Annotated in this window: 22 protein-coding genes, 1 other RNA gene and 1 pseudogene; 13 read left to right on the top strand and 11 right to left on the bottom strand. The window is 43.8% G+C overall.

What is annotated here, in order from left to right; all coding sequences use genetic code 11:
* Entirely contained in the window at positions 1-2,052 is a 2,052-nt protein-coding gene (gene mrdA, locus FTU40_RS01440) for a penicillin-binding protein 2 (protein ID WP_005171906.1), read from the bottom strand.
* Between the two features lie 238 nt (positions 2,053-2,290).
* Between mrdA and FTU40_RS01435 the strand changes: the two genes are divergently transcribed.
* The 4 genes from FTU40_RS01435 (at position 2,291) to FTU40_RS01420 (ending at position 5,228) form a co-directional block, all read left to right on the top strand.
* Complete coding sequence (locus FTU40_RS01435) at positions 2,291-2,809, top strand: hypothetical protein (protein WP_180039487.1); 519 nt, start codon at positions 2,291-2,293, stop codon at positions 2,807-2,809.
* A gap of 65 nt (positions 2,810-2,874) precedes the next feature.
* Positions 2,875-4,191, top strand: a complete 1,317-nt coding sequence (locus FTU40_RS01430; protein ID WP_005096327.1) for a hypothetical protein — start codon at positions 2,875-2,877, stop codon at positions 4,189-4,191.
* Between the two features lie 75 nt (positions 4,192-4,266).
* Entirely contained in the window at positions 4,267-4,926 is a 660-nt protein-coding gene (gene adk / locus FTU40_RS01425) for an adenylate kinase (protein ID WP_005096329.1), read from the top strand.
* Positions 4,927-5,012: 86 nt separating this feature from the next.
* Entirely contained in the window at positions 5,013-5,228 is a 216-nt protein-coding gene (locus FTU40_RS01420; RefSeq protein WP_005096331.1) for a DUF3149 domain-containing protein, read from the top strand.
* 117 nt (positions 5,229-5,345) lie between these two features.
* On the opposite strand, the gene nth is transcribed toward FTU40_RS01420, so the two are convergent.
* Entirely contained in the window at positions 5,346-6,059 is a 714-nt protein-coding gene (gene nth / locus FTU40_RS01415) for an endonuclease III (RefSeq protein ID WP_100328794.1), read from the bottom strand.
* A 4-nt stretch (positions 6,060-6,063) separates the two neighbouring features.
* Positions 6,064-6,855, bottom strand: coding sequence for an RnfABCDGE type electron transport complex subunit B (locus tag FTU40_RS01410; protein WP_100328793.1), 792 nt, complete (start codon positions 6,853-6,855; stop codon positions 6,064-6,066).
* A 347-nt stretch (positions 6,856-7,202) separates the two neighbouring features.
* Here FTU40_RS01410 and gdhA point away from each other — a divergent pair, with 347 nt between their 5' ends.
* Positions 7,203-8,546 carry an NADP-specific glutamate dehydrogenase gene (gene gdhA, locus FTU40_RS01405; protein WP_074383062.1) on the top strand — a complete coding sequence of 448 codons (1,344 nt, stop codon included), beginning with the start codon at positions 7,203-7,205 and terminating at the stop codon, positions 8,544-8,546.
* Positions 8,547-8,611: 65 nt separating this feature from the next.
* Here gdhA and FTU40_RS01400 read toward each other — a convergent pair whose 3' ends face one another.
* From FTU40_RS01400 to rlmH, 3 genes are all read right to left on the bottom strand, one after another.
* Complete coding sequence (locus FTU40_RS01400) at positions 8,612-9,385, bottom strand: META and DUF4377 domain-containing protein (RefSeq protein WP_218951618.1); 774 nt, start codon at positions 9,383-9,385, stop codon at positions 8,612-8,614.
* Positions 9,386-9,517: 132 nt separating this feature from the next.
* Positions 9,518-10,294 (bottom strand): class III extradiol ring-cleavage dioxygenase, encoded by a 777-nt coding sequence (locus FTU40_RS01395; protein ID WP_005096339.1) that lies wholly within the window; start codon positions 10,292-10,294, stop codon positions 9,518-9,520.
* Between the two features lie 110 nt (positions 10,295-10,404).
* A complete protein-coding gene (rlmH, locus tag FTU40_RS01390) occupies positions 10,405-10,887 on the bottom strand; it encodes a 23S rRNA (pseudouridine(1915)-N(3))-methyltransferase RlmH (protein ID WP_005096341.1) in 483 nt (160 codons plus the stop codon).
* A gap of 151 nt (positions 10,888-11,038) precedes the next feature.
* Here rlmH and FTU40_RS01385 point away from each other — a divergent pair, with 151 nt between their 5' ends.
* Complete coding sequence (locus tag FTU40_RS01385; protein WP_180039483.1) at positions 11,039-11,986, top strand: M28 family peptidase; 948 nt, start codon at positions 11,039-11,041, stop codon at positions 11,984-11,986.
* Positions 11,987-12,046: 60 nt separating this feature from the next.
* Here the strand turns inward: FTU40_RS01385 and lon are convergent, their stop codons facing one another.
* Together lon and FTU40_RS01375 are read right to left on the bottom strand one after the other, a co-directional pair.
* Positions 12,047-14,473: an endopeptidase La gene (lon, locus tag FTU40_RS01380; RefSeq protein ID WP_180039481.1), complete on the bottom strand. Its 2,427-nt coding sequence runs from the start codon at positions 14,471-14,473 to the stop codon at positions 12,047-12,049.
* A 146-nt stretch (positions 14,474-14,619) separates the two neighbouring features.
* Positions 14,620-15,201: a 5-formyltetrahydrofolate cyclo-ligase gene (locus FTU40_RS01375; protein ID WP_180039479.1), complete on the bottom strand. Its 582-nt coding sequence runs from the start codon at positions 15,199-15,201 to the stop codon at positions 14,620-14,622.
* A gap of 419 nt (positions 15,202-15,620) precedes the next feature.
* On the opposite strand from FTU40_RS01375, the pseudogene FTU40_RS01370 reads away from it, so the two are divergent.
* The 3 genes and pseudogenes from FTU40_RS01370 to FTU40_RS01360 all read left to right on the top strand — a co-directional run bounded on the left by FTU40_RS01370 (position 15,621) and on the right by FTU40_RS01360 (position 18,353).
* A pseudogene (locus FTU40_RS01370) lies at positions 15,621-16,104 on the top strand (VOC family protein).
* Positions 16,105-16,604: 500 nt separating this feature from the next.
* Positions 16,605-17,882 (top strand): sorbosone dehydrogenase family protein, encoded by a 1,278-nt coding sequence (locus tag FTU40_RS01365; RefSeq protein ID WP_257223506.1) that lies wholly within the window; start codon positions 16,605-16,607, stop codon positions 17,880-17,882.
* A gap of 309 nt (positions 17,883-18,191) precedes the next feature.
* Positions 18,192-18,353 carry a YqaE/Pmp3 family membrane protein gene (locus FTU40_RS01360; RefSeq protein ID WP_005096350.1) on the top strand — a complete coding sequence of 54 codons (162 nt, stop codon included), beginning with the start codon at positions 18,192-18,194 and terminating at the stop codon, positions 18,351-18,353.
* A 189-nt stretch (positions 18,354-18,542) separates the two neighbouring features.
* Here the strand turns inward: FTU40_RS01360 and ssrS are convergent.
* The 3 genes from ssrS to FTU40_RS01345 form a co-directional block, all read right to left on the bottom strand.
* A non-coding RNA gene (gene ssrS / locus FTU40_RS01355) (6S RNA) lies at positions 18,543-18,723 on the bottom strand.
* 97 nt (positions 18,724-18,820) lie between these two features.
* Positions 18,821-19,108: a cell division protein ZapA gene (locus FTU40_RS01350; protein ID WP_004279505.1), complete on the bottom strand. Its 288-nt coding sequence runs from the start codon at positions 19,106-19,108 to the stop codon at positions 18,821-18,823.
* Positions 19,105-19,662, bottom strand: coding sequence for a hypothetical protein (locus FTU40_RS01345; RefSeq protein WP_100328787.1), 558 nt, complete (start codon positions 19,660-19,662; stop codon positions 19,105-19,107). The genes FTU40_RS01350 and FTU40_RS01345 overlap by 4 nt, the downstream gene beginning before the upstream one ends.
* Positions 19,663-19,726: 64 nt before the next feature.
* Here FTU40_RS01345 and FTU40_RS01340 point away from each other — a divergent pair, with 64 nt between their 5' ends.
* From FTU40_RS01340 to yddG, 4 genes are all read left to right on the top strand, one after another.
* The gene (locus FTU40_RS01340; protein WP_005096352.1) at positions 19,727-20,359 is read left to right on the top strand and encodes a UPF0149 family protein; all 633 of its coding nucleotides are present in this window, start codon (positions 19,727-19,729) and stop codon (positions 20,357-20,359) included.
* Positions 20,360-20,487: 128 nt separating this feature from the next.
* Positions 20,488-21,822, top strand: coding sequence for a Xaa-Pro aminopeptidase (pepP, locus tag FTU40_RS01335; protein ID WP_005096353.1), 1,335 nt, complete (start codon positions 20,488-20,490; stop codon positions 21,820-21,822).
* 292 nt (positions 21,823-22,114) lie between these two features.
* Positions 22,115-22,354 (top strand): DUF378 domain-containing protein, encoded by a 240-nt coding sequence (locus tag FTU40_RS01330; protein ID WP_005096354.1) that lies wholly within the window; start codon positions 22,115-22,117, stop codon positions 22,352-22,354.
* Between the two features lie 478 nt (positions 22,355-22,832).
* Positions 22,833-23,738, top strand: a complete 906-nt coding sequence (gene yddG, locus FTU40_RS01325) for an aromatic amino acid DMT transporter YddG (protein ID WP_180039475.1) — start codon at positions 22,833-22,835, stop codon at positions 23,736-23,738.
* Positions 23,739-23,821: the final 83 nt, after the last annotated feature.

The following is a 23,821-nucleotide window of genomic DNA, read 5'->3' as shown; positions in this document are numbered from 1 at the left end:
TTAGTCTCGTTCTACCGGTGTGGGAGCAGGAGGCGCTACAGCTGGAGCAGCTGCATTTGCAGATGGATTGGTGGCAGGATCTGGTGGCTGAATATTGGCTGGAGCTACAGTTGCTGCATCTTGACTCAACATGCCTGCACCACTTGGCAATTCAGCAGGCTTGATTCCGGCTGTCATCAGACCACCACTGAGCTGATGACCTTGCGGGCGTACCGGCTTCTTATCTTTATGCAGCAACCAATAATCAAAAATCGGACGAGCCAGCACAGTGGCTGCACTACCGCCACGACCATTTTCCAGAATGACCGCAATCGCAATTTCAGGATTTTCAGCAGGTGCAAAACCGACAAACAGGCCATGATCCAGCTGACGGTCGGTCAATAAGGATTCATTATAACGCTTGCCTTGAGCAATACTCTTCACCTGAGCTGTACCAGTTTTACCTGCAATGGAATATTGTAAGCCACTTTTGATGCCTCGGCCTGTACCAGATTGAATCACGTCGACCATGGCATCACGCATCTTGATCCAGTCTTCTTCCTGACCATTAAAATCGATTTTGCCGTGGGTACCATTATGTACCTTGAACGTTTTGGCACCGCGACTTTCACGTAACACATGCGGAATGACTTTATTGCCATGGTTGGCGGTAATGGCCGTTGCCATGGCCAGTTGTAACGGCGTTGAAGTGAAAGCCCCCTGACCGATACTCACCGAAATAGTTTCACCTCGTAACCATTTGGCGTTACGGGTACGCATCTTCCATTCCGGGTTCGGGTACAGTCCTGAGCTTTCACTTGGTAAATCCACGCCGGTTTTTTCACCAAAACCAAACTGACGCATCCAGGTGTTCATTTTCTCAATGCCCATGCGGTAGGACATGACATAGAAATAAGTATCACAAGAAACGACCTGAGCTTTGTGCATGTTGACTGCGCCATGCCCGGATTTTTTATGGTCACGGAAGCGGTGACTATCGCCCGGCAGACTGAAATAGCCCGGATCAGAAATAGTGGTATCCCAGTCCACCAGACCATAATGCAGGCCGCCCAATGCAAACATCGGTTTAATGGTTGAACCAGGAGGATAAACCCCTTGCACGGCGCGGTTGTATAAAGGTTGATCCAGATTATCACGCAGATCACTATAATCTTTATGACTGATACCGGTTACAAACAGATTTGGATTGAAACTTGGACTGGAAACCAGTGCCAGAATTTCCCCAGTTTTCGGATTCATCGCGACAATCGCACCACGGCGTCCAGCCAGTTGCTCTGAAGCCACCACCTGCAAACCATAATCCAGTGACAAGAACAGATCATTACCGCGCACCGGATCCTTACGGCCCAAATGCCGTAGCACATTACCAAAAGCGTCTGCTTCTACCGATTCATTTCCTGGCACCCCATGCAGAAGTTCTTCATAGGATTTTTCTACCCCGATTTTCCCGATCAGGTTGGTTCCGGCATACAGATCCTTGTCAATGGCTTTGAGTTCTTTGTCATTAATCCGGCCCACATAACCAATCACATGGGCAAACAGGTCGCCATGCGGATAATAGCGGGTCATCTGGGTTTCAATATTCACGCCCGGAAACTGATATTTGACCTCGCTAAAACGGGCAATATCATTTTCATTCAGGTTGAGCTTGATCGAAACCCGTTCGGTTCTACGTGCTGTTTTGATCCGGCTTTGGAAGCGTTCAATATCTTCTTCAGTCAGCTCCAGAATAGGCTTCAGACGTTCCAAAGTCTGGTCAATATCCTGCACATCGGCGCGGCTTAAAGTTGCGGTAAAAACCGGGTAGTTATCGGCCAGCAATACGCCGTTACGGTCATAAATATAACCGCGCGCTGGAGGCAGAGGTTGCAGACGAATCCGGTTTTGGTCAGAAGCGGTACTGAAGGTCTCGAAATTAAAGAGTTGTAAATAGGCATAGCGGCTAACCAGCAGCAGCATAAAAAAGATGACTATTCCAACAGAAATCCATACTCGACTACGATAGATGCGCTTTTCTTGTTGTGCATTTTTTAAAGGAAAGTGCTGCTTCATACGCGATCGACTTGAGACCTGAGGAAAGGAGGAAAGAATCAAAGTGGAATATTCTAACGCAACTGGACTTGATTTGATAATGAAAAACTGCCATTACGATCAGTTCCTTTAAGCTTTGACTTTGCAGACATGAAAATTGTAAAGTGCTGTATATAAGAGTTGTGATAATTCTGATACAGTAAAATCGAATAAAAATAGGACTATACCAAAAACTATAATTAAGGAAGATGGTGAAGGAATGAACAAGGTTTACCCTTTGTTGGCGTTTGCATTGTGGGCGAACGGGGCCTATGCACATGATCAAATCAATAATACTGCAGATAAAGTAGAAGCTACTCAGGCAAAAGCCTTTCATGTTGGGGCTGGTTTTACCCGGAAGCTGGTACATTTAAATACTGAATGGGTTAATCCTTATGGGATTGCTTATGTGAAAGGTGGGGTTTTTCTGGATGATGATCGAACGATAGGGGGACAAGTAGGCTTTCGTTATCCTGCACATCTGACCGGCAAGGATAAAAATGGGTATTATGTCGGAGGCTATGCGGGTCATATTGAAAGCAAACGCGTCGACAATGAATACAAGGCCCGCTTAGGTGCTGGAATTGATTTGGCCTATGTTTTGTTGAGTTCAGAGCGAATCAGCAGTTTTAGTGTCGGCATTGGTGCCGGAGAGAAATTTGAAGATCGAAATGGTCGTGTGGTGGCCGAAACTGAACCGCGACTACAATTTTCCTATACTTTAAGTATCGGTTTATAGACAAAATATTTGACCTTATAAATATGTGTATTCTGTGAACAAAAAATTAAATATGGAACTTATGCATGCTTGAGTACGTCAACGAATTGTGGCAAACCTTTGTGAATCGCCCGGATTTTTGGGCCGTGCTCAGCATTATTCCGGTGACCGCATTTGTAACGTGGGCTCACGTCTGGATGGCACTGAAAATGGTGTTTTATCCGATCAATTTTTGGGGTGTCCATCTCGGTCCTGTACCTGTCGGCTGGCAGGGGATCGTGCCACGCAAAGCTGGCCGTATTTCAGGCATTATTACCGATAACACTTTGTCTAAACTAGGTTCCATCCGCGAATTTTTAGAGGCCATGGATCCAGATGATATGGCACGGATCATTGGTGAACAGGTCGGTTTCGAACTGGAACATCTGATTGATGAAGTGATGATGGATCGTAATGCAGTCCTTTGGGAAAACCTGCCTTTTGCCATCAAACGCAGAATTTATGCACAGGCACAAAAACAAATGCCGGCAATTTTGCGTGAATTGGTGACCGAGCTGACCATGAACGTCGAGTCACTTGTCGATATGCGTGAAATGGTGGTCAGCCAGATGGAAGGTGACCGTCGGTTAATGGTGCGCATGTTCCTGAAAGTGGGCCAAAAAGAAATCAATTTTATTTGGCATATCAGTGCACTCATCGGCATGTTCTTTGGTATTTTCCAGATGATTGTCTGGTTCGTGGTGCCGTGGCACTGGACTGTCCCGTTCTGGGCTGCCATCTGGGGCTTTTTGACTAACTGGATTGCAATCTGGATGGTATTCAACCCGCTCTATCCGCACCCGGTAAAGTACCCGCAATTCTTTAGCCGTACCACAAGTCGCAAGTTTCCATGGATTAAACCTGTCATTCCGCGTATTGGCACCTATAACATACAAGGCGCATTTATGAAACGTCAGGATGAAGTCTCTGATGTTTTCGCAAGTGTAGTCACAGAAGATCTGATTACGTTAAAATCGATCATGACCGAGATGATGTATGGCGGGAAAAAAGACAAAACCCGCCGCATTGTCAAACGTCATATTAATGAAATTATGGAAACACCCCTGGTTCGGACCTCTTTACAGCTGTCTTTAGGGCCAAAAGAGTATGCAAAACTCAAGACGGACTTGATCGATCGCTCGATTGAAATTACGATGGTGCCTGTATGCGACCCAGCATTTAATGCGAGCCGTGCACAGAAAATCTATCAAATGTTTAGAGACCGCATACGCGAGTTGACTCCGAAGGAGTTTCAGAATCTTTTACGTCCTGCATTTCAGGAAGATGAATGGATTCTGATTTTATTGGGTGGGGTAACCGGTTTTGTCGCGGGTTTAATCCATTTGTTTGTGGCTTTCTTATAATGAGATGCCGGGGGACACAATCGGGCGATTGTGGTCGTGGCGTCATACATATTGTTTAAATGAGGATGTTTATATATGCGCATTATCTTACTCGGACCACCTGGAGCAGGTAAAGGTACACAAGCTCAGTTGATCTGTAAGCGCTACAATATCCCACAAATTTCAACCGGTGATATGCTCCGTGCTGCAATTCGTGAAGGAACTGAATTAGGTCTACAAGCTAAAAGTGTCATGGACAATGGCGGTTTGGTTTCTGATGAGTTGATCATTGGTCTGGTCAAAGAGCGTATTGCGCAACCTGATTGTGTAAATGGCTGTATTTTTGATGGTTTCCCGCGTACCATTCCTCAAGCAGAAGCTTTAGAAAACGAAGGTATCAACATCGATCACGTGATTGAAATCGATGTTCCAGATGAAGAGATCGTACAACGTCTTTCTGGCCGTCGTCAGCACCCGGCATCTGGCCGTGTGTATCACATCGTTTATAACCCGCCAAAAGTGGAAGGTAAAGATGACGAAACGGGTGAAGATCTGGTTCAGCGTCCAGATGATCTGGAAGCGACAATTCGTAAGCGTTTAGGTTCTTACCATACTGAAACTGAGCAACTGGTGGGCTTCTATCAGGGCCGTGCAGCATCAGGTGAAAATGCACCGACTTACAACAAGTTAAACGGTCTGCGTCCAATCGATCAGGTTCAGACTGAGCTTTTCGCGATTCTGGATCAAGCAAAATAATCGGCTAACGATGATTTTGACAATCGAAGAGCCCTAAGTCATATTAGGGCTCTTTTTTATTGCGTATTTGAACAGGTGCTGTGGCTATGAAATTTGGCGTGTTGGTGTTGATGGTTATATTTCTGGCAGTGTTGATGGGTCTGTTTTATATGAGTTTTAAAATACTGAATAAAGTACGTCAGGAAGAACGTGCAGAAAATGCAGCCAAGCATCCACAACGCCAGTTGCACCCGAAATTGCAGGCGGAGCTTGAACAGCGCAAAAAAGAACAGGAACAGGCTGAACACGATCAGAATAAATAATTCGGCATGCTTAAGTGGAAGCTGAGTCCAGTTTTAAATAAAAGCGGTATGCTGAAAATTGTAGAAAAGGTGAGGTATTGATCACCTTTTTTTCGGTCTTATTTTAGTTCTGCAATTCTATTCAGAAATAGCGATATTCTTCACTGCAATTGCGCGCGCTGCACCAAATTCAAAACGATCAGGCCAGTTACACACATCGGCGACCACACATTCATGACATTTCGGTTTACGGGCAATACAGCAATAACGGCCATGTAAAATCAGCCAGTGATGAGAATCAATGATAAATTCTTTCGGAATCACTTTGACCAGTCGATGCTCAACTTCAAGCACATTTTTACCTGTAGCCAGCCCGGTACGGTTACCAACCCGGAAAATATGTGTATCCACCGCCATGGTCGGTTGACCAAAGGCAGTATTCAGCACCACATTGGCCGTTTTCCGTCCCACACCCGGCAAGGCTTCCAGATCCGCACGATTATCCGGTACCACGCTGTTGTGCTTCTGAATCAGCATCTCACAGGCTTTAATTACGTTAACTGCTTTTGAGTTATATAAACCAATAGTCTTGATATATTCCTTTAAACCATCCACACCAAGCGCATAAATCGTTTCCGGTGTATTGGCGACTGGAAACAGTTTGTCCGTGGCCTTATTCACGCTGACATCGGTGGCTTGGGCAGACAGAGTCACGGCGACCAGTAATTCAAAGGGATTGGCATAATTCAGCTCGGTTTTCGGATTGGGGCGCTGTTCACGCAGGCGTTCAAAAAAGGTCTGAATCTGTTTTTTGGTCATGTTTTTTACAGGTTTTGTGCTCGCAGTGGTCATGTACTTATCCCTGTAAGGTCTGTAATTTTTCAGCTAATTCTGTCAGTTGCAGGCGTTTGCTGGCATCTTCACGAACCGAAAGCTGTTTTTCCAGCTTTTTAATTTGGGTGCGTAGTTTTGCCAGTTCAATCGTGGTTTTAGAATCTAGCGTAATCGGAGTATTCGCCGGCTTATTCACAACTTCAATCACAGGAAGCTGCTCATTTAAAGCAGAGAACTGGGCAAACAGGGCAGTATTGATTTCTGCACGGACGACTGGGCCCTTGCGGTCAGTACGGCGTTTTTCTTCACGCTGGATATGCGCATAATAGCGCTGACGTAAATCGTCCTGCTCAGCAATACGCTGTGCTTCAGTCGGCAAAGGCTGTGGGTCTTCGACCAGATCGATACAGTCAACCGGACACGGTGGAATGCACAGTTCGCAGCCAGTACACAGATCGGTCAGAATTGTATGCATCAGTTTGCCGGCGCCAATAATCGCATCGACCGGGCAGGCGCTAATACATTTGGTACAGCCTATACATTCATCTTCACGAATTACGGCTTTGATGCGCTGCGGGCGACCGTCGGCTTGAATGGGCCAGACACTTTCTTCTGCCACAAGTTCAGGACGATTTAATAATGCAGCCAAAGCATCGGCAACAGGCTGTCCGCCTGGCACACATTTATTGGCATTTTCACCCTCAGCAATCGACTGGGCATAAGGTAAACATCCGTCACGATGACCACAGAGTCCACATTGGGTTTGAGGGAGTAAAGCATCAATCGATTGGACCAGAGAAATTGGCGAATTCATGAATAACCAGAGCTGCTCATGCTGAGCTTTGCAGTAAGTGAAACAAAATATGTCGAGTTATGCATTTTAACATATTTTTAAACTCCTAAGTCGTGCGCAATTAAGGGTCAAGTTATGCCTTATTACTAGGCATAAATCTGAATCTAAGCCTTGATTCAATTGGCATTTCCTGACATAGAAAAAATATTCATAATCAATATAAATATTTGTTATCAAATTAATTTTAAAGTATTTTCAAAAAAAGTATTGTAGATTAGTTACAAAAGATATTTAATATTTTGCGCCAAAATTTAACATTGATTGTAAATTTGACCAATTTTGATCCATTTTCTGCTGAGGATTAAGCGTTGAAATACAACACACTTAATGAGTTCCTAGATTACGTAAAATCACGTGATGCACACCAACCAGAATTTCTTCAAGCTGTCGAAGAAGTGATGACCAGTTTGTGGCCATTCATTCAAAAGAATCCACAATACGCAGCACATGGTTTGCTAGAACGTCTAGTTGAGCCAGAACGTGCGATCCAGTTCCGAGTTTCTTGGGTAGATGACCAAGGTCAAACTCAGGTAAACCGTGCGTTCCGCGTACAATACAACTCAGCGATCGGTCCATTTAAAGGTGGTATGCGTTTCCACCCTTCAGTGAATCTTTCAATCCTAAAATTCTTAGGCTTTGAGCAAACATTTAAAAATGCTTTAACCACACTTCCTATGGGTGGTGGTAAAGGCGGTTCTGATTTTGACCCTAAAGGCAAATCAGAAGGCGAAATCATGCGTTTCTGCCAAGCTTTAATGATCGAGCTATATCGTCACCTGGGTGCGAACACAGATATCCCTGCAGGTGATATTGGTGTGGGCGGTCGTGAAGTGGGCTATATGGCCGGCATGATGAAAAAATTAAGTAACGACACTGCATGTGTATTCACCGGTAAAGGTTTAACCTTCGGTGGTTCATTGGCGCGTCCGGAAGCAACGGGTTACGGTACTGTGTATTTCGCTGAGGAAATGCTCAAGTCTCGTGGCGAAAGCTTCAAAGACAAAGTTGTCGCAATTTCAGGTTCTGGTAACGTTGCGCAATATGCTGCTGACAAAGCGTTGTATCTGGGCGCGAAAGTGGTTTCACTTTCTGACTCTGCGGGTACGGTTCACGTCAAAGACGGTTTCACTGAAGCATTGCTTGCTGAAGTGATGGAACTTAAAAACGTAAAACGGGGTCGTATTTCAGAATTTGCCTCTAAACATGGTTTTGAATATCTGGAAGGACAACGTCCTTGGGGTATTCCATGTGATATCGCACTGCCATGCGCGACTCAAAACGAACTGGATGCGGAGGATGCTGAAAAGCTTCTCGCAAATGGCGTGATCTGTGTCGCTGAAGGTGCAAACATGCCTTCAACCTTGGCTGCTGTAGAGAAATTCATTGAAGCGAAAACGCTTTATGCGCCAGGTAAAGCATCAAATGCAGGTGGTGTTGCCACTTCTGGTCTGGAAATGTCGCAAAATGCATTGCGTTTAGGCTGGACCTTTGAGGAAGTTGATGAGCGTTTACATGCGATCATGAAAGAAATTCACCGTAACTGCGTAAAATTCGGTACCAAAGAAGACGGTACTGTGAACTATGTAGACGGTGCCAACATTGCAGGCTTCGTAAAAGTGGCTGATGCAATGCTTGCTCAAGGCGTATTCTAAGTCTGATTGAGTGTCGCTTTAAAAAAACCGAGGCCATAGCCTCGGTTTTTTTATGGATAGATATTTTATAATGAACCTTTCACGGCTTCGCGCTCGACTGCCATGTCATAAATATAAGCATATTTAGATTGATCTGCCGCAGGGTTCTTAATTTCAAAACGTTTTAGCCGAATAATCTGGCGTTCATTCGGTGAATGCTGAAAACCTTCAATCTGGTCATAGAATAATGTCCAGTCCTTATCGACCTGGGTCTTCAGACCGTTTTGATCATATTTAACCTGTTTAACTTGCAAGCAGCTTTGCTGAGCCACACCGGTACATGATTTTGTATCTGGGGAAATTTCCAGAAAAATTGTTTCAGCTTGCCCCTGATGTCTGGTTTCCGGAGTCATTTTCCCGGTAAATTCATATTTTTGACCATCGGCAGCGGAAAGCGTTAGGGTCGGCTGGTCAAGGTTCGTGGTATTGAGCGCAAAAGGAATTGCACGTTTTTGTAAAAGCTGGCTGACAAAGCGTTCCTGTTGCATCAGTGCGGTATCGCAGGCCATTTCGGTTCCTATGACTTCGCTGGTGCTGATAATATTATCTTTCACTGACCAGTTTGTACTGAGTCCATTACAGCCCGTCACGGCACTCAGGCGGCCTTGAGCATCGAAACTGAGCACGATTGGCCGTTCCAGCCCGCGATCTAGTTGCCAGTGGTAGGCAGAAAGAAGCTGATTTGCACTTTTTTGTTGTAGGGTAGCCACTGTACGATCTCCAGCCTGCTGGATATCACCCGACTGACAGGCTGCAAAAGTTAAAGGTAATAATGCCAGTACAATAAATTTTAATTTCATGGATTTATAATAAAGAACAAAGAATTGAAATGATAACGGATGCATTTCTAAAAGATATGGATACATATCGCAGATTTTGGTTGCAAAATGTATCCAAATTTAAAAGTTAAAATTTTGAGTTTTCAATCAAGATTAATCGAAGCGGTAGACATCCATGCCGAGAGAACCCATGCTAAAACTGCTATGCACCAGACTAAAGCGGCTTCCGGTCCCCATCGCAAAGAAGATCGGGGCAAAATGCTCCAGTGTTGGATGATTACGCGCCATGTGTGGAATATTGGACCAGTCCAGTATCGCATCATAATCGCTATGGGCCAGTTTATGGACGACAAAATTGCGGAAATCTGATGCCCATACCGGTACATCAGCCGCCGTTCCATCCCAAGACAGTTCACGTAGGTTATGCGTGATACTGCCTGAACCAATCAGCAGGATTTGCTGCTCACGTAGCGGTGCCAGACTTTGACCAATTTTATAGATTTCATCGGCACTCATCGACATGGGCAAGGAAATTTCAACCACTGGAATATCCGCATCCGGATACATATGCAGCAGCGGCATCCATACGCCATGATCACGTGGACGAGTACTATTGGCATGTGCAGCAAAACCGGCATTGGCCAGCAAACCCAAGATCTGCTCGGCCAGTTCAGGATTTCCTGGTGCAGGATAGCGTAATTGATACAGCTCTGGCGGAAAACCACGGAAATCATGCCAGGTCTCTGGTCGAATACCGCTACTGACTTCCAGTGCCTCACTTTCCCAGTGCGCTGACATGATAATAATCGCTTCCGGGCGTGGCAGGTTTTCGCTTAAACGATGCAAGGCAGGACCCACTTGCTCAGGATTCAGCGCCAGCATAGGAGAGCCATGAGAAATAAATAAGCCGGGCAACGTTTGTAAGTTCATAAGTCAAACCACATCTAGAAGATGTCTCAATAATGCATTAAAAATAGCGAAAAAAGCAGGAGGAATTATTCAACAAAACGTTGCATAAACAGAACGCTTCAGCAACGTCATTAACCTGCACGATGGTAGGGATGGTTATGGTTAATGGTCATTGCACGGTACAGTTGTTCAATCAGCATCACCCGAACCATGGGATGGGGAAGTGTGAGCTTAGACAGGGACCAATGCCATGCAGCAGCTTTACGTACTGCTTCCGAATGACCATCTGGCCCGCCAATCGCCAGTACCACATCATTGCCTTCCAGCATCCAGCCTTTCATGGTTTCAGCCAGTTTTTCGGTACTGAACTCACGTCCACCCACTTCTAGCGCAATCAGGATTTCGTTCTGCTTGAGTGCATTTAAAATGCTGTCACCCTCAATATTTCGATATTTCAGGATATCCGCTTCAGAATCGTTTTTGCCGCGCTTGGCCATGGGCAGTTCAATAATCTGGGTCTGTACAAAGGGCTGAATACGTTTGAAATAATCTTCAAAACCAGTCAGCACCCATGCTGGCATTTTTTGACCAATGGTCAGGATACGGATTTTCATACAGACAGATCAATAATTGGATACTTCATTATAACGATCAAACAACACGAAGTTGAGTCAGGAAACAAATTGAAATTGAAATGAAGGATTTAGTGCTGCTTTAATGTCCTGAGTTCAAGTCTCCGCTTGATAAAGGAATGGATAATAATAAATGCGGACTAAGGTCATCATAAAAGGATGTTGTACTTTGCTGCTGTTGGTCACCGGTCTAATCGGCTCAAGTCTCAGTACCGCCAATACCAACACACGCGCTCAAATTTCTCATCTGGAATTGTTTTTCAGCCAGATCATGAGTGTCGATGAATTTCGAAATTACAAGAATGTTAAAGAACTGAATCGAGTGTCTGCATGGATTAAAGGACAGATGCAGCGTTTTGGCATTCCCTGTCAGTTTCAGGTCTATATAGTTAATAGCCTAAGCTATCGAAATGTCATTTGCCATTTAAATGCTCAGGCCAAAACCAAAATGGTCATGGGCACGCATTATGATGTCTTTAGTGATCGATATGGTGCTGACAATAATGCCTCGGGAGTGGCAGGTTTACTGGAAACCGCAAGATTATTGGCCTTGCAAAAATCCAAGCTCAAACATGAGATCGAATTTGCTTTTTATACCTTGGAAGAGCCGCCTTTTTTCAAGACAGAACATATGGGCAGCTATATTCATGCCAAGTCGCTCAAGAAAAAAAAGCAGAAGCTGAAAGGTGTGGTGATTCTGGATTCAATTGGCTATTTTGATGAAAATCTGGTGCAGACTTATCCGGTGGGGTTGAAATGGATTTATCCAGATCATGGGAACTTTATTGCCGCGATTGGTCATTTGGCCTCGACCGGAATGACCGGAGATTATTGTACTGCCATGCAAAGTCTTAACCGTCTGGAATGTCAACGTTTTATCAGTCCAACTTTTGCTCAGGACATGAATTTTTCTGGTTATCTGAATTATGCCAAATTCAATTATTCGACCATGTTAATTACTGATACGGCGCATTATCGTAACCCTTATTATAATACTGAGCTGGACACCTTGGATAAACTGGATCTGAGGAAGATGACCTATGTGATTGATGGGCTGGTAGCGATGGCCTTGCAACCTTAATCAATTTCTTTACACAATAAAAAACCCTGCCGGAGCAGGGTTTTGGCAAATCAGCTTATCTTAATGACGGGCTGCTTTCGCTTCTTCTTTGGTTTTTACAATCGGTGCTTTCACCAAGGCTTTTGGCAAAGAGATGAGGGCCAGCGGTAAAATCTCATCAATCGATTTCACGGCTTTAATCTCTAAACCATCTTTTACATTTTCAGGAATTTCCGCCAAATCACGTACGTTTTCCTGTGGAATGAAGACCAGCTTGATGCCACCACGATGGGCTGCAAGAAGTTTCTCTTTCAAACCGCCAATACGTAATGCACGACCACCCAGACTGGTTTCACCTGTCATCGCGATATCCGGACGAATCGGGATACCTGTGAAAGCAGATACCAATGCTGTAGTCAAAGCCAAACCTGCTGATGGACCATCTTTCGGTGTTGCGCCTTCAGGTAAATGCACATGCACGTCGGTTTCTTCAAAGCGCGAGGCTTCGATGCCGAGTTCATCCGCACGGGTACGCACTACAGTCATCGCAGCGGTAATCGATTCTTTCATGACATCGCCAAGAGAACCGGTGGTAATGAACTTGCCTTTACCTGGAACTGCTGCAACTTCAATGGTCAGTAATTCACCACCAACAGAAGTCCAAGCCAGACCATTTACACGGCCAATTTGCGCTTCTTCTTCCGCCATACCGTAGTCAAATTTATGCGGACCTAAGTATTCTGGAAGATTTCCTGCGGTCACTTCAACCTGAAGGTTTTTGGCTTTCTTGCTAACCGCTTCTTTGACCACTTTACGTGCAATTTTTGACACTTCACGTTCAAGGTTACGTACACCGGCTTCACGTGTATAGCGGCGCACGATGTCACGAATCGCTTCTTCATGCACGGTCAATTCTTTGGCACGTAGACCATTGTTCTTGATGGCTTTAGGAACAAGGTAGCGGTCTGCAATATTGACTTTCTCTTCTTCGGTATAACCCGGAAGACGAATCACTTCCATACGGTCTAGCAGGGCCTCAGGAATGTTCATGCTGTTTGCGGTACAGATAAACATTACTTCAGACAGATCCAGATCTAGATCCAGATAGTGATCGCTAAACTTATTGTTCTGTGATGGATCAAGCACTTCAAGCATTGCAGAAGCCGGATCGCCACGGTAGTCTTGCGCCATCTTGTCGATTTCATCGAGCAGGAACAACGGGTTTTTCACCCCAACTTTAGTCAATGACTGCACGATTTTACCTGGCATCGCACCGATATAGGTACGACGATGACCACGAATTTCGGCTTCGTCACGTACACCACCAAGGGCCATACGCACAAATTCACGACCAGTTGCTTTAGCAATCGACTCACCCAGTGAGGTTTTACCAACACCCGGAGGACCGACTAAACATAGAATTGGGCCACGCAATTTTTTCACACGCGACTGAACCGCAAGATATTCCACAATACGATCTTTGACATCGTCCAGACCATAGTGGTCTGCATCCAGAATTTCCTGTGCTTTGTTCAGGTTAATGCTGACTTTGCTGGCTTTATTCCACGGTGTATCCAGAATCACTTCCAGATAGTTGCGAACAACTGCTGCTTCACTTGAGGCAGGCTGCATCGCTTTGAGTTTACGGAATTCAGCTTCTGCTTTTTTACGTACATGCTCAGGCAAATCAGCTTCAGCAAGACGTTTTTCAATTTCAGCGACATCATCTTCCGCGCCGCCGTTCATATCAGAAAGCTCGCGCTGAATGACTTTCATTTTTTCATTCAGGAAGTATTCGCGCTGGTTCTTTTCCATCTGACGTTTAACAGAGTCATGCAGGGTTTGCTCAATCTGCTGTTCTTCAGATTGTTGCAATAGATAAGTCATCAGCTCAGTTAAATGCGCTTCGAATTCATCATGTTCCAGGAATTTTTGTTTGACATCAATATTCAATGGAACACGGGTCGCCACGAAGAATAATAACTGTAACAGGTCTTCAATTTTGTTGGCTGCGGTGATCAGTTCACGCGCATTACGAAGTTTCGCTTCTGCATATTGAGCAAAAAGCGCACGTAATTCTTGCAAGCGCACGGCTTGAGTGTCTTCATCCACCGTAACGGTCATTGGGCTGAGTTCATGTTCTACTGTCAGATACTCATTTTCGTCAATGATGGTTTTCAGTTTGGCACGGTGCAGTCCTTCAATCAGGACTTTGATACAGTTTTCATCATTTTCGTGATTCACAACTTGCACAATCTTCGCGACAGTACCGTATTGATATAAATTGTCGTGATCAATTTCTTCTGTAAGCGAATCTTTTTGCGCAACTACAAATACTAGATTGTCACTGTTACGAGCCACATCAACTGCATTGATCGATTTTTCACGACCGACAAACAGCGCAATTTGCATATGCGGATAAACCACCACATCACGCAGCGCCAAAAGGGGTAGTACACTTGGAACCTGAGGCTCTAAGGTTTCTTGATTCATAATAATTTCAGACATGAGCACTCCTAATGAGTGACAACGGTGTTGCCATGTTTTAATAGTGATGGGTAATTTAAAAAATACAAGGGGCGTTAAGATTAAATTGTATGAAAAATGACTAATTATGTGATTTTAAAGTAGTTCACAACAGGGAAATTGAAAAATTAGCGTTTGAAAGCTAAAAAAACTGTCGGGGTAATAAGAGCATCCAAGGGTTGATCCCATTTTTCCCGTTTTAAGGACTGGCTAAGCAGTTGAAAGTCATGCGCCAGTCCCAGACGGAATGGAAGCCCGGGCGCAGAAGCCAGGGTTCGATCATAAAAACCGCCACCCATCCCGATTCGTGTCCCTGAATGATCACAGGCCAGCAGCGGCATGATCAATAAATCCAGCTTAGAAACATGAGTACCACGTGTCGTCATGGGCTCCCGCATTCCCAGCCGATGATAGGCAAAGCGCTTGTTGCGATATTGATGCTGGCTGATTCGGATCCAGACTAGCTGTTGATTCATGTCGCAAATCGCAGGCAGATAGACCTGTTTGCCCAGTTTAAAGCAGCGTTCAATAATGGTGTGGGTATGAATCTCACCAAAAGCATGCAGATAAATGCCGATGTGCTTGGCATGAATAAATTGCGGGCTACGTATAAGGCGATTTAAAACTTTTTGTGAAGCTTGCCTTTGCTCAAATTTAGAAAGATGACGACGTGTTTTACGCAGGTATCTTCTTAATTCTTGAATGGTCATAGGGCAAAAGCAGATCTGACAAAAGTGTGCTCTAGTCTAAGTGGGAATTCGGGAAAAGTAAAAAATAATTGTGATCTTGATTCTCATATGACGAGGTAGCAACTTGGTTAAGTTCAGCAAATTTCATAATGAATCTCATCTCTAAAAACTTGATTAAAATTGGTCAATTAAAGGCATTGAATTATTGGCTGCTTAAAATGTCATAATTTTTTTATTTTCTGTGAAGCATGCGTTTTTAAGTCATCATTTTGATGATCATGAAACAGATTTTGATTAATAAAGGTACAAATCTAAAATCGATTTTTTGTGTTTTTGAGTGAATTATAGATAAGGGATCAGATCTCTGATTAACCCAATAGATCTAACACATTGTGCCTAGGCAGAGCGCGTAAGACCTAAATCAATGGAGATTGAACATGATGAATATTGCGAAGAACACCATCTGCCTCTGGTATGATAATGACGCTGAAGCTGCTGCACGATTTTATGCCGAGACATTTCCTGACTCCTCAATTGGCGCGATCAACCTTGCACCCGGAGACTATCCTTCTGGAAAAAGAAGGCGATGTCATCACCGTTAATTTTAGGGTGCTGGGTATTAGCTGCATTGGACTAAATGGTGGCCCGGCATTCCAGCATAACGAAGCATTCTCATTTCAGGTGGCAACTGAAGATCAGGAAGAAACCGACCGATACTGGAATGCAATTGTTGGCAATGGCGGTCAGGAAAGCGAGTGTGGCTGGTGTAAAGACAAGTGGGGCATTTCCTGGCAGATTACGCCAATTGTGCTTATTCAGGCAGTGACCAGTTCTGACCGTGCCGCCGCCAAACGCGCCTTTGATGCAATGATGACCATGAAGAAAATTGACATCTCCGCGATTGAAGCGGCATTTCGTGGTTGAGAGCCACGGATCTTATCTTTCATTCCAGTGGATCTGGCTGTGTAGCACAATCTTACCCAGCTGTTTGGAGGACTTCCCTTAATTGTTTTTTGAAGTATTTCAGACGAATATCCGACTCTCTTATTCATAGATTCTCTAGGTTTAGGATCATTCAGGTCTGATTTGCACGTAGAAGCTCATCAAAAGATGGGCTTTTATTTTGAACAGTTATATGAAACCTTAAAACGGAGCTGTGCTTGGATGAACTACAACAATCCCTGAATCGAATGGCTGATCAGAATTCTTTTAGCTCTTGTGCATCATGCTGCTACGACAAAAAAACAAATCTACTTCAAAATTGATAACCAATTCATAACCAGAAAAAACATCAAGCCACTAGTGGCATCTCTAATTGTTTTTTAAAGTAAGTCGATGACGATAAAAAATAACAAGAGATAAAAATGCCTATTCAGCCGGTTCACTTTTTTTTGCCTGGTGCAGGCTTGGCACTTCTGCTGGCGATGACGGCTTGTACTATGCCCTCCAAGTCGCCAATTGCTGACAGTTATGGTTCCCAGCCACAGTTACCCAAACCAAAATCCAGCTTGCTGCCTACAGTCAATATTGCACCTGCCAAAGGTTGGCCTGAGGGCAAAATGCCCACTCCCGCTACAGGTTTAAAAGTTCAGGCATTTGCCAAAGGGTTGCAGCATCCGCGCTGGATCTATGTATTGCCAGATGGTGATGTGCTGGTGGCCGAAACCGATGCACCACCTAAGCCTGATGATAGCAAAGGAATTAAAGGCAAAATCATGAAATGGGTAATGCAGCGAGCCGGCTCATCGCATCCGAGTGCTAACCGCATTAGTCTGCTTCGTGACAATAATGGTGATGGAGTCGCTGAACAAAAAACTGTATTTTTACAGAATCTCAACTCTCCATTTGGCATGGTACTGGTCGGCAATATGTTGTATGTGGCCAATACTGATGCCCTGATGCGCTTTCCTTATCAAGCAGGTGCTACTCAAATTACTGCAACCGGCACCAAAGTATTGGATTTACCGGCGGGTCGTTTAAACCATCACTGGACCAAAAATGTCATTGCCAATCCTACGGGCAGCAAACTTTATATTACGGTAGGTTCCAACAGTAACGTGGCTGAAAATGGCTTGGATCAAGAAGAAGGCCGGGCACTGATCATGGAATTTGACCTGGCTAATGCTCAAGCACGACCTTTTGCGACCGGACTTCGTAATCCGAATGGTATGGACTGGCAACCACAGAGTGGCAAACTCTGGACGGTAGTCAATGAGCGTGATGAGCTCGGCAATGATCTGGTTCCAGATTATCTCACCTCGGTTAAAGACGGTGCTTTTTATGGCTGGCCCTATAGTTATTATGGCCAACATGTAGATACACGGGTCAAGCCGCAAAACCCTGCACGGGTGGCACGGGCAATTCCACCAGACTATGCTTTGGGTAATCATACAGCATCATTGGGCTTAAGTTTTTATACAGCAGATCTAATGCCTCATTATCGAAATGGTGCACTAATTGGCCAGCATGGCTCATGGAACCGCAAACCGCATAGTGGCTATAAAGTGATTTTTGTTCCCTTTCAAAATGGCCAGCCTTTCGGTCAGCCTCAAGATGTCTTAACCGGATTTTTAAGCGAGCAGGGCAAAGCATTTGGGCGCCCTGTTGGTGTAACCGTAGATTCTGCAGGCGCCATTTTAGTAGCTGATGATGTCGGTGACGTGATTTGGCGGGTATCACCCTTGAATACGGCTGCCAAGTAGCAATCAGTTTTCACCTAAACAGCCCAAAGATGAGGGGTTTCAGTCGAGTGAAAAGCTGCTGGGCAGCGCGAGTGAAAGCAAGGTCTTTTTCATAAAAACGTCAAGACGATAATTGAAAATATAAGTTCGCTAAGCTGATTTAAAATAATTTTTAAGCTGCATTTAAGCTAACTGAATTAGGCTTTTGAGATGTTTTTTAGAATGATACAGCATGCATATTTTTTTTGATAACACTAAAAAGAGCGAACACAGAGTCCAGTAAAAACTGGATATTAAAATTGCAAACACGAACACAAGAGGGTATTTAAAATGAAGTTGATGATTGCCTTTATTTTCCCCTGGTCCTTATTTATGACCATTCACAAACCGGTTGAAGCAACAATATGTCTCATGCTGCAGATTTCAATTTTAGGCTGGATTCCTGCCGCAATCTGGGCCATGTTTATTTTAGATCGAGATCAAATAACTTGAAAATTCAATGTGTATTTAAAAGAAAGTTAAAGCGATTTTCTTGTTAAGCATTTTATAGGCCTACCAGATAATGGTATGAATAAAATGAACTTTGAGAAATGACCGAGATAAATACTGAAATATAAAACTGAGAGAAAGTTTAGAAAGGATTTTAAGAGAATTATAAGTATATTTTAAGCAAAAAATTAAAGTACTCCGAAGATGCCGCTGCATGTCGTTACCCTGAACCCGATGAGTTCAAGGTGGACGCGACGCATACTTGCTGGGTTTCCTGCACGAAGGCAGGCATACACTCTAAATATGCAGAACGCATCCGGAGATATAAGTATCGGCAGGGATATAGACCCGCTGGCGAACACCTCAGAGATAAGTTAATTATAAACGATAATGTCGGTGTGGCAACTCTATGCTGTTCATGAACTGTAAACAGTTCAGCCAAATGGCCGAAGTTTAAACAGAATATGAGATTATTCTGTTAGTTCCTCAACTTCTTCTAAAATGGTTTGTAACAAACGCTCGCAATGCGCATATTGTTGAAGTGATCTGTTCATGTTCAAGACTTCCTGCATCAGCTCAAGTGCCACCATGATAATCAGCTTGCTGGGTTCCATGCGTGGTGCTTTACGACGAAATTCATCGTATTTATCATTCAATAACTGTGCCGCGCGCTCTAATTCTTCCTGCTTGTCAGGAGTAGAGGCCAAACGGAAACTATGCCCCAATACTCTGAGATCAATTGCAATTTGTTCACTCATGATGAGGCTTCCTCAGTTACTTCAGTCGGATGGGCCAGTTGTTGGATTTCTTGTGCATGATGATCCTGCGCAGTGCCGAGAATTGCCAGACGTTGAATAATCGCCTCAACTTTGGCTTTGGCATTTTCATTTTTCTGGGTTAAACGCTCAGATTCCTGATTGAGGCGCTGAATTTCCTGTTGGGCATGACGCTGTTCGATCAGCATCTTTTCCTTCAAAACCCGCAGTTCATTTCGTTCAGCCAGAATTTCCTGAAAACGGTTTTTCAGATCGGTACAGCTTTTTTCCAGACGGCCATAACGGTCTGCCAGTGCAGTTGCATCATTATTGAGCAGTTGAAACTGGGCACGAGAATCTGTCAGCTGTTCGGTCAGGTGTTCATTTTCTTGTTGTTTTTGCGCAATCACGCTGTTCTTTTGTTCAATTTGCTGTTGATGTTGCACCATGGAAGAGTCTTGCTCTTCGCGCAAACTGGAATTCTCACTTTCAAGCCGTGCGAGTCGCGTTTTTAACACGCCAATCTGCACTTGTAGACGCTGTAATTCTTCTAACATATCGAGGTCGCACAGTGTTGCAAACAGAGGTAATATATAAGCAGTATAGAGATTGGATAAACGAATGCAAGACGATATTTCAGGTTGGACCGAATGGCACCGCAATTTTTCTTCAATTGAGGAAATTTCTAGCCCGAGTGAACTGCATGGTTTGCTGACCGGGATTGTTTGTGTCACCCAGGCACCGAGCAGTGAAGAATGGTTACAGATTTTAGAAACACTGGATGTGCCTGAACTGGATGCCGAAGCATTAGAACTGTTGACTGGCGAAGCTGAAGATGTTTTCCATGCATTGTCTGAAGATGAACTGGATTATTTACCTTTGCTTCCAGATGATGAGCATGTGCTCTCAGAACGTGTGCAGGCATTGGCGGACTGGTGCGCAGGCGTGGTGTTAGGTTTTGGTCTGGCTTCTGGTCATATTCGTCAGGACGAAGTAGAACTGATTGAACATTTACAAGATGTAGCCGCGGTTGAGTTTGAAGACTCAGACGATGATGCCGAAGGTGAAGAAAGCTATCAGGAATTGTATGAATTTGTGCGCCTGATTCCAGTGAGCCTGTCTTTGGGACGTAAGAAAGTGGAGGTTGAGGAAACGCCACTCTTGCAGCAATTGACACAAAAAGTGCAGCCTCAGGTTTCTGCTACAGAGGCGCAAAGCGTGGTCGAAATTTTCTCGCCTAAACGTCCAAGCTAACTAAATAGTTAGCTATGTCATCACACTGCTTGAAATCAGGCATATATTTTGCTGTTTCATTAGAATATATGTTCTGTTTTCAAGAGAATATTTCAATAAAAGCATGAATTGACAAGAAGTAAGGTGTAATGAAGAAATTAACACAAGCTGATTTTCAGGAACGTCGCAGTATTCTCGCAGGGGAAATTGGTTTACGCAGTATTGCGATTATCGCGACCAGTCCGGTGGCGATGCGTAACCGTGATGCAGATTATAAATACCGTGCAGACAGTAGTTTCTTCTATTTAACCGGATTTTCAGAACCTGAAGCTGTGGCTGTGATTGAAACCTTTGACACTGAAGAAGAAGGCTATAGCTATAGTTTATTCTGCCGGGAACGTAACCGGGAAATGGAAATCTGGAATGGCTATCGTGCAGGGATTGATGGGGCGATGCAGGATTATGATGCAGATGAAGCCTATCCGATTGATCTGCTAGATGAAGGAATTCTGGAAAAATTACAAAATAAAGACCAGTTATTTTATCGCATTGGCCACAACGCGGATTTTGATGCACGTGTAGCGAAATGGATTGCGACTGCAAGTGGTGAAAGCCGGCGTGGTACGTCTGCACCTGCTCAAGTGATTCAGCTGGATCGTATTATTGACGAAATGCGTCTGCATAAAGATGACAATGAAATTGAACTGATGCAAATTGCTTCAGATATTTCGGCAGATGCACATACTCAAGCGATGCGAGCAGTACGTCCGGGCATGATGGAATATGCACTCGAAGCCGAGCTGAATTATATTTTCGGCAAGAATGGCGGTGTTCCGGCCTATAACAGTATTGTCGGTGGCGGTGAAAATGCCTGCATCCTGCACTACGTAGAAAATGATAAAGCGCTGAAAGATGGTGATTTGGTGTTGATTGATGCCGCGGCTGAATATCAGCTTTATGCTTCAGATATTACCCGTACCTTTCCAGTGAATGGTAAATTCAGTCCGGAACAGAAAGCCTTGTATAACGTGGTACTGGATGCCCAAATCGCTGCGATCAATGCCGTGCAAATTGGCAACTCCTATAAAGAACCGCACAATGTTGCTGTGCGCATCCTGGTGCAAGGTCTGCTTGATCTTGGCTTGATGCAAGGTGATATCGACGACATTATAGAAAAAGAAGCTTTCCGCCAGTTCTACATGCATGGCACGGGTCACTGGCTTGGTATGGATGTGCATGATGTTGGCGCGTATAAGGTCGATGGTGAATGGCGTCCGTATGAAGAAGGCATGGTGGTCACCGTTGAGCCGGGTGTATATATTGCACCTGATGATGAAACTGTGGATGCAAAATGGCGTGGCATTGGCATCCGGATTGAAGATGATGTCGTGGCCACTGCAAATGGCCCGTTGGTGTTAACCGCGAAAGTCGTGAAAACGGTAGAAGACATTGAAGCATTAATGGCGAAAGCACAGGCTGCTTAATTTTAGAGACATGAAAAGCCGATCCTTAGATCGGCTTTTTTTATGACTGCTCTAATAGATTTGAAGCCAGATCTTTTGAGAGATTGCGCAACGATAGTAAAAAAGATTTCAATTACATTTATCACGAACAAGTCAAATAAAACTCACCCAGTTAAAATTTGCAGCTTAAAAATTGACAGGAATTCAACACAGAAAATCGGTTTTTAGCATCAAAGCTACATATTAAATGTGCTTTGCTTCTCATACTTTCTCTGATCCTTAAATAAACTTAAAGAACAGCAGGAGAATACTTATGAGACTAAATACGATTGACTGGATTGCTTATGCTTTAACAATTATTGGTGGCATCAATTGGGGTTTAATTGGTGCATTCGACTTTAATTTGGTTGCTGCAATCTTTGGTGATATGACTGCGCTTTCTCGAATTGTTTATGTACTGGTTGGTTTGTCGGCATTGTACCTGATCTATACCGGTACGAAATTAGGAAAAACAGTGCATCACACTGAGCCGCATAGCCGAGTGGTGCGTTAATACGCCAACGATTAATCTATATGACTTACATCCCTACAAGGTTGATTTTAAATAATTAAAATTCGGCTTGAGTGGATGGAATAGTTATCAATAAAACGGAGCTGAGGCTCCGTTTTTATTATGGTGATTTGAGCTAGATGACTGGCTGACAGAGACGGCATTTTGGGTGTTTGGATAGCCATAAAATAGCGGAGTTATGAGGAAAAAACGTCCATAAACAAATGATTTTTTTACCTCCAAGCTGTAGATCTTAGTTCTCCTTAAAAGCTAAGCGACGATTTAAAAAAATAAATGTTGTGCCAATTTTAGTCATACAAAACTATAAATTTAGCTGAAAGTTACAGTTCTTATCTAAAATTTAAGTCTGCATTATTTACTATCATTCTGATTCACTGCATGATTTGAATGAGTCGAAAAATTAATCTTTAAAACTAAAAAAGCATATATCTGAATATCTTTGATTCTGAGTAAATAGCCCATGCTCTTAAACGCTCTACCGGTATTTAATCGAAATGTCGCGACTTTAATTGGTCTTTCTGCGGTCATCTTCTGGAGTACGAATGTTGGCTTAATTCGTAGTGTCAGTGAGAGTTTTGGAGCGGTCGCAGGTGCTGCCCTGATTTACAGTGTGGCATCCATTATTTTATTTTTTACCATCGGTCTACCCAAGCTTTCTACTATTCCAAAGCCTTATTTATGGTGGGGAAGTCTTTTATTTGTTGCTTATGAATTATGTTTTGCCCTTTCTATTGGTTATGCTCAAAATAGTAGGCAAGCCATTGAAGTAGGGATGATTAATTATCTATGGCCGACTTTTACCTTATTATTTGCAATCATTGTTAACAACGTTAAAGCCAATCTCTTAATTCTTCCTGGTTGCCTATTGGCCTTGGTTGGAATTTGTTGGGTTTTAGGCGGAGATACCGGCTTTGATCTCTTACAAATATGGAGCAATTTGAAAGCTAATCCTCTTAGTTATGGTTTAGCTTTTGCTGCAGCGGTTTTATGGGCTGCATATTGTTCCGTGACCGTAAAAACTTCTCAAGGTAAAAACTTGGTCACGATATTCTTTGCCCTTGCTGCGGTTGTGCTCTGGATCAAATATTTCCTGATGAATGGAGCAGCGCTTAATTTTACTTATGATAATACCGTCACTTTGATTATGGCAGCCGGAGCTTTAGGTTTGGGATATGGTGCCTGGAATATTGGAATTATTTCTGGAAACATGACATTAATGGCGGGTGCTTCCTATTTTACTCCGGTGTTATCTGCTTTATTTGCAGCATTATTGCTGAGTACGTCTTTGTCTTTTGGTTTTTGGCAGGGTGTGGCAATGGTTACGGCTGGAGCAATTCTGTGCTGGTTGGCCACCCGGAAACAATAAACATCAGAGGCGAGACACGCTATTTCATTATAAAAAAGAATTTTTTTGAGCTAATATAAAATCCATCATGATTATAAGTATCT

This window comes from Acinetobacter sp. YH12100 (genome assembly GCF_013419135.1).
GTDB lineage: Bacteria > Pseudomonadota > Gammaproteobacteria > Pseudomonadales > Moraxellaceae > Acinetobacter > Acinetobacter pseudolwoffii.
This window is presented reverse-complemented; position numbering and strand designations above follow the sequence as displayed.

Coding starts and splice junctions, on each gene's coding strand:
- FTU40_RS01340 (WP_005096352.1), top strand. CDS start 19,727: ATGCAAGACGATATTTCAGGTTGGACCGAATGGCACCGCAATTTTTCT.
- pepP (WP_005096353.1), top strand. CDS start 20,488: ATGAAGAAATTAACACAAGCTGATTTTCAGGAACGTCGCAGTATTCTC.
- lon (WP_180039481.1), bottom strand. CDS start 14,473: ATGTCTGAAATTATTATGAATCAAGAAACCTTAGAGCCTCAGGTTCCA.
- FTU40_RS01350 (WP_004279505.1), bottom strand. CDS start 19,108: ATGAGTGAACAAATTGCAATTGATCTCAGAGTATTGGGGCATAGTTTC.
- FTU40_RS01430 (WP_005096327.1), top strand. CDS start 2,875: ATGCTTGAGTACGTCAACGAATTGTGGCAAACCTTTGTGAATCGCCCG.
- FTU40_RS01410 (WP_100328793.1), bottom strand. CDS start 6,855: ATGAATTCGCCAATTTCTCTGGTCCAATCGATTGATGCTTTACTCCCT.
- FTU40_RS01400 (WP_218951618.1), bottom strand. CDS start 9,385: ATGAAATTAAAATTTATTGTACTGGCATTATTACCTTTAACTTTTGCA.
- FTU40_RS01395 (WP_005096339.1), bottom strand. CDS start 10,294: ATGAACTTACAAACGTTGCCCGGCTTATTTATTTCTCATGGCTCTCCT.
- rlmH (WP_005096341.1), bottom strand. CDS start 10,887: ATGAAAATCCGTATCCTGACCATTGGTCAAAAAATGCCAGCATGGGTG.
- FTU40_RS01330 (WP_005096354.1), top strand. CDS start 22,115: ATGAGACTAAATACGATTGACTGGATTGCTTATGCTTTAACAATTATT.
- adk (WP_005096329.1), top strand. CDS start 4,267: ATGCGCATTATCTTACTCGGACCACCTGGAGCAGGTAAAGGTACACAA.
- yddG (WP_180039475.1), top strand. CDS start 22,833: ATGCTCTTAAACGCTCTACCGGTATTTAATCGAAATGTCGCGACTTTA.
- FTU40_RS01375 (WP_180039479.1), bottom strand. CDS start 15,201: ATGACCATTCAAGAATTAAGAAGATACCTGCGTAAAACACGTCGTCAT.
- FTU40_RS01420 (WP_005096331.1), top strand. CDS start 5,013: ATGAAATTTGGCGTGTTGGTGTTGATGGTTATATTTCTGGCAGTGTTG.
- FTU40_RS01365 (WP_257223506.1), top strand. CDS start 16,605: ATGACGGCTTGTACTATGCCCTCCAAGTCGCCAATTGCTGACAGTTAT.
- FTU40_RS01385 (WP_180039483.1), top strand. CDS start 11,039: ATGCGGACTAAGGTCATCATAAAAGGATGTTGTACTTTGCTGCTGTTG.
- FTU40_RS01435 (WP_180039487.1), top strand. CDS start 2,291: ATGAACAAGGTTTACCCTTTGTTGGCGTTTGCATTGTGGGCGAACGGG.
- mrdA (WP_005171906.1), bottom strand. CDS start 2,052: ATGAAGCAGCACTTTCCTTTAAAAAATGCACAACAAGAAAAGCGCATC.
- FTU40_RS01345 (WP_100328787.1), bottom strand. CDS start 19,662: ATGTTAGAAGAATTACAGCGTCTACAAGTGCAGATTGGCGTGTTAAAA.
- nth (WP_100328794.1), bottom strand. CDS start 6,059: ATGACCACTGCGAGCACAAAACCTGTAAAAAACATGACCAAAAAACAG.
- FTU40_RS01360 (WP_005096350.1), top strand. CDS start 18,192: ATGAAGTTGATGATTGCCTTTATTTTCCCCTGGTCCTTATTTATGACC.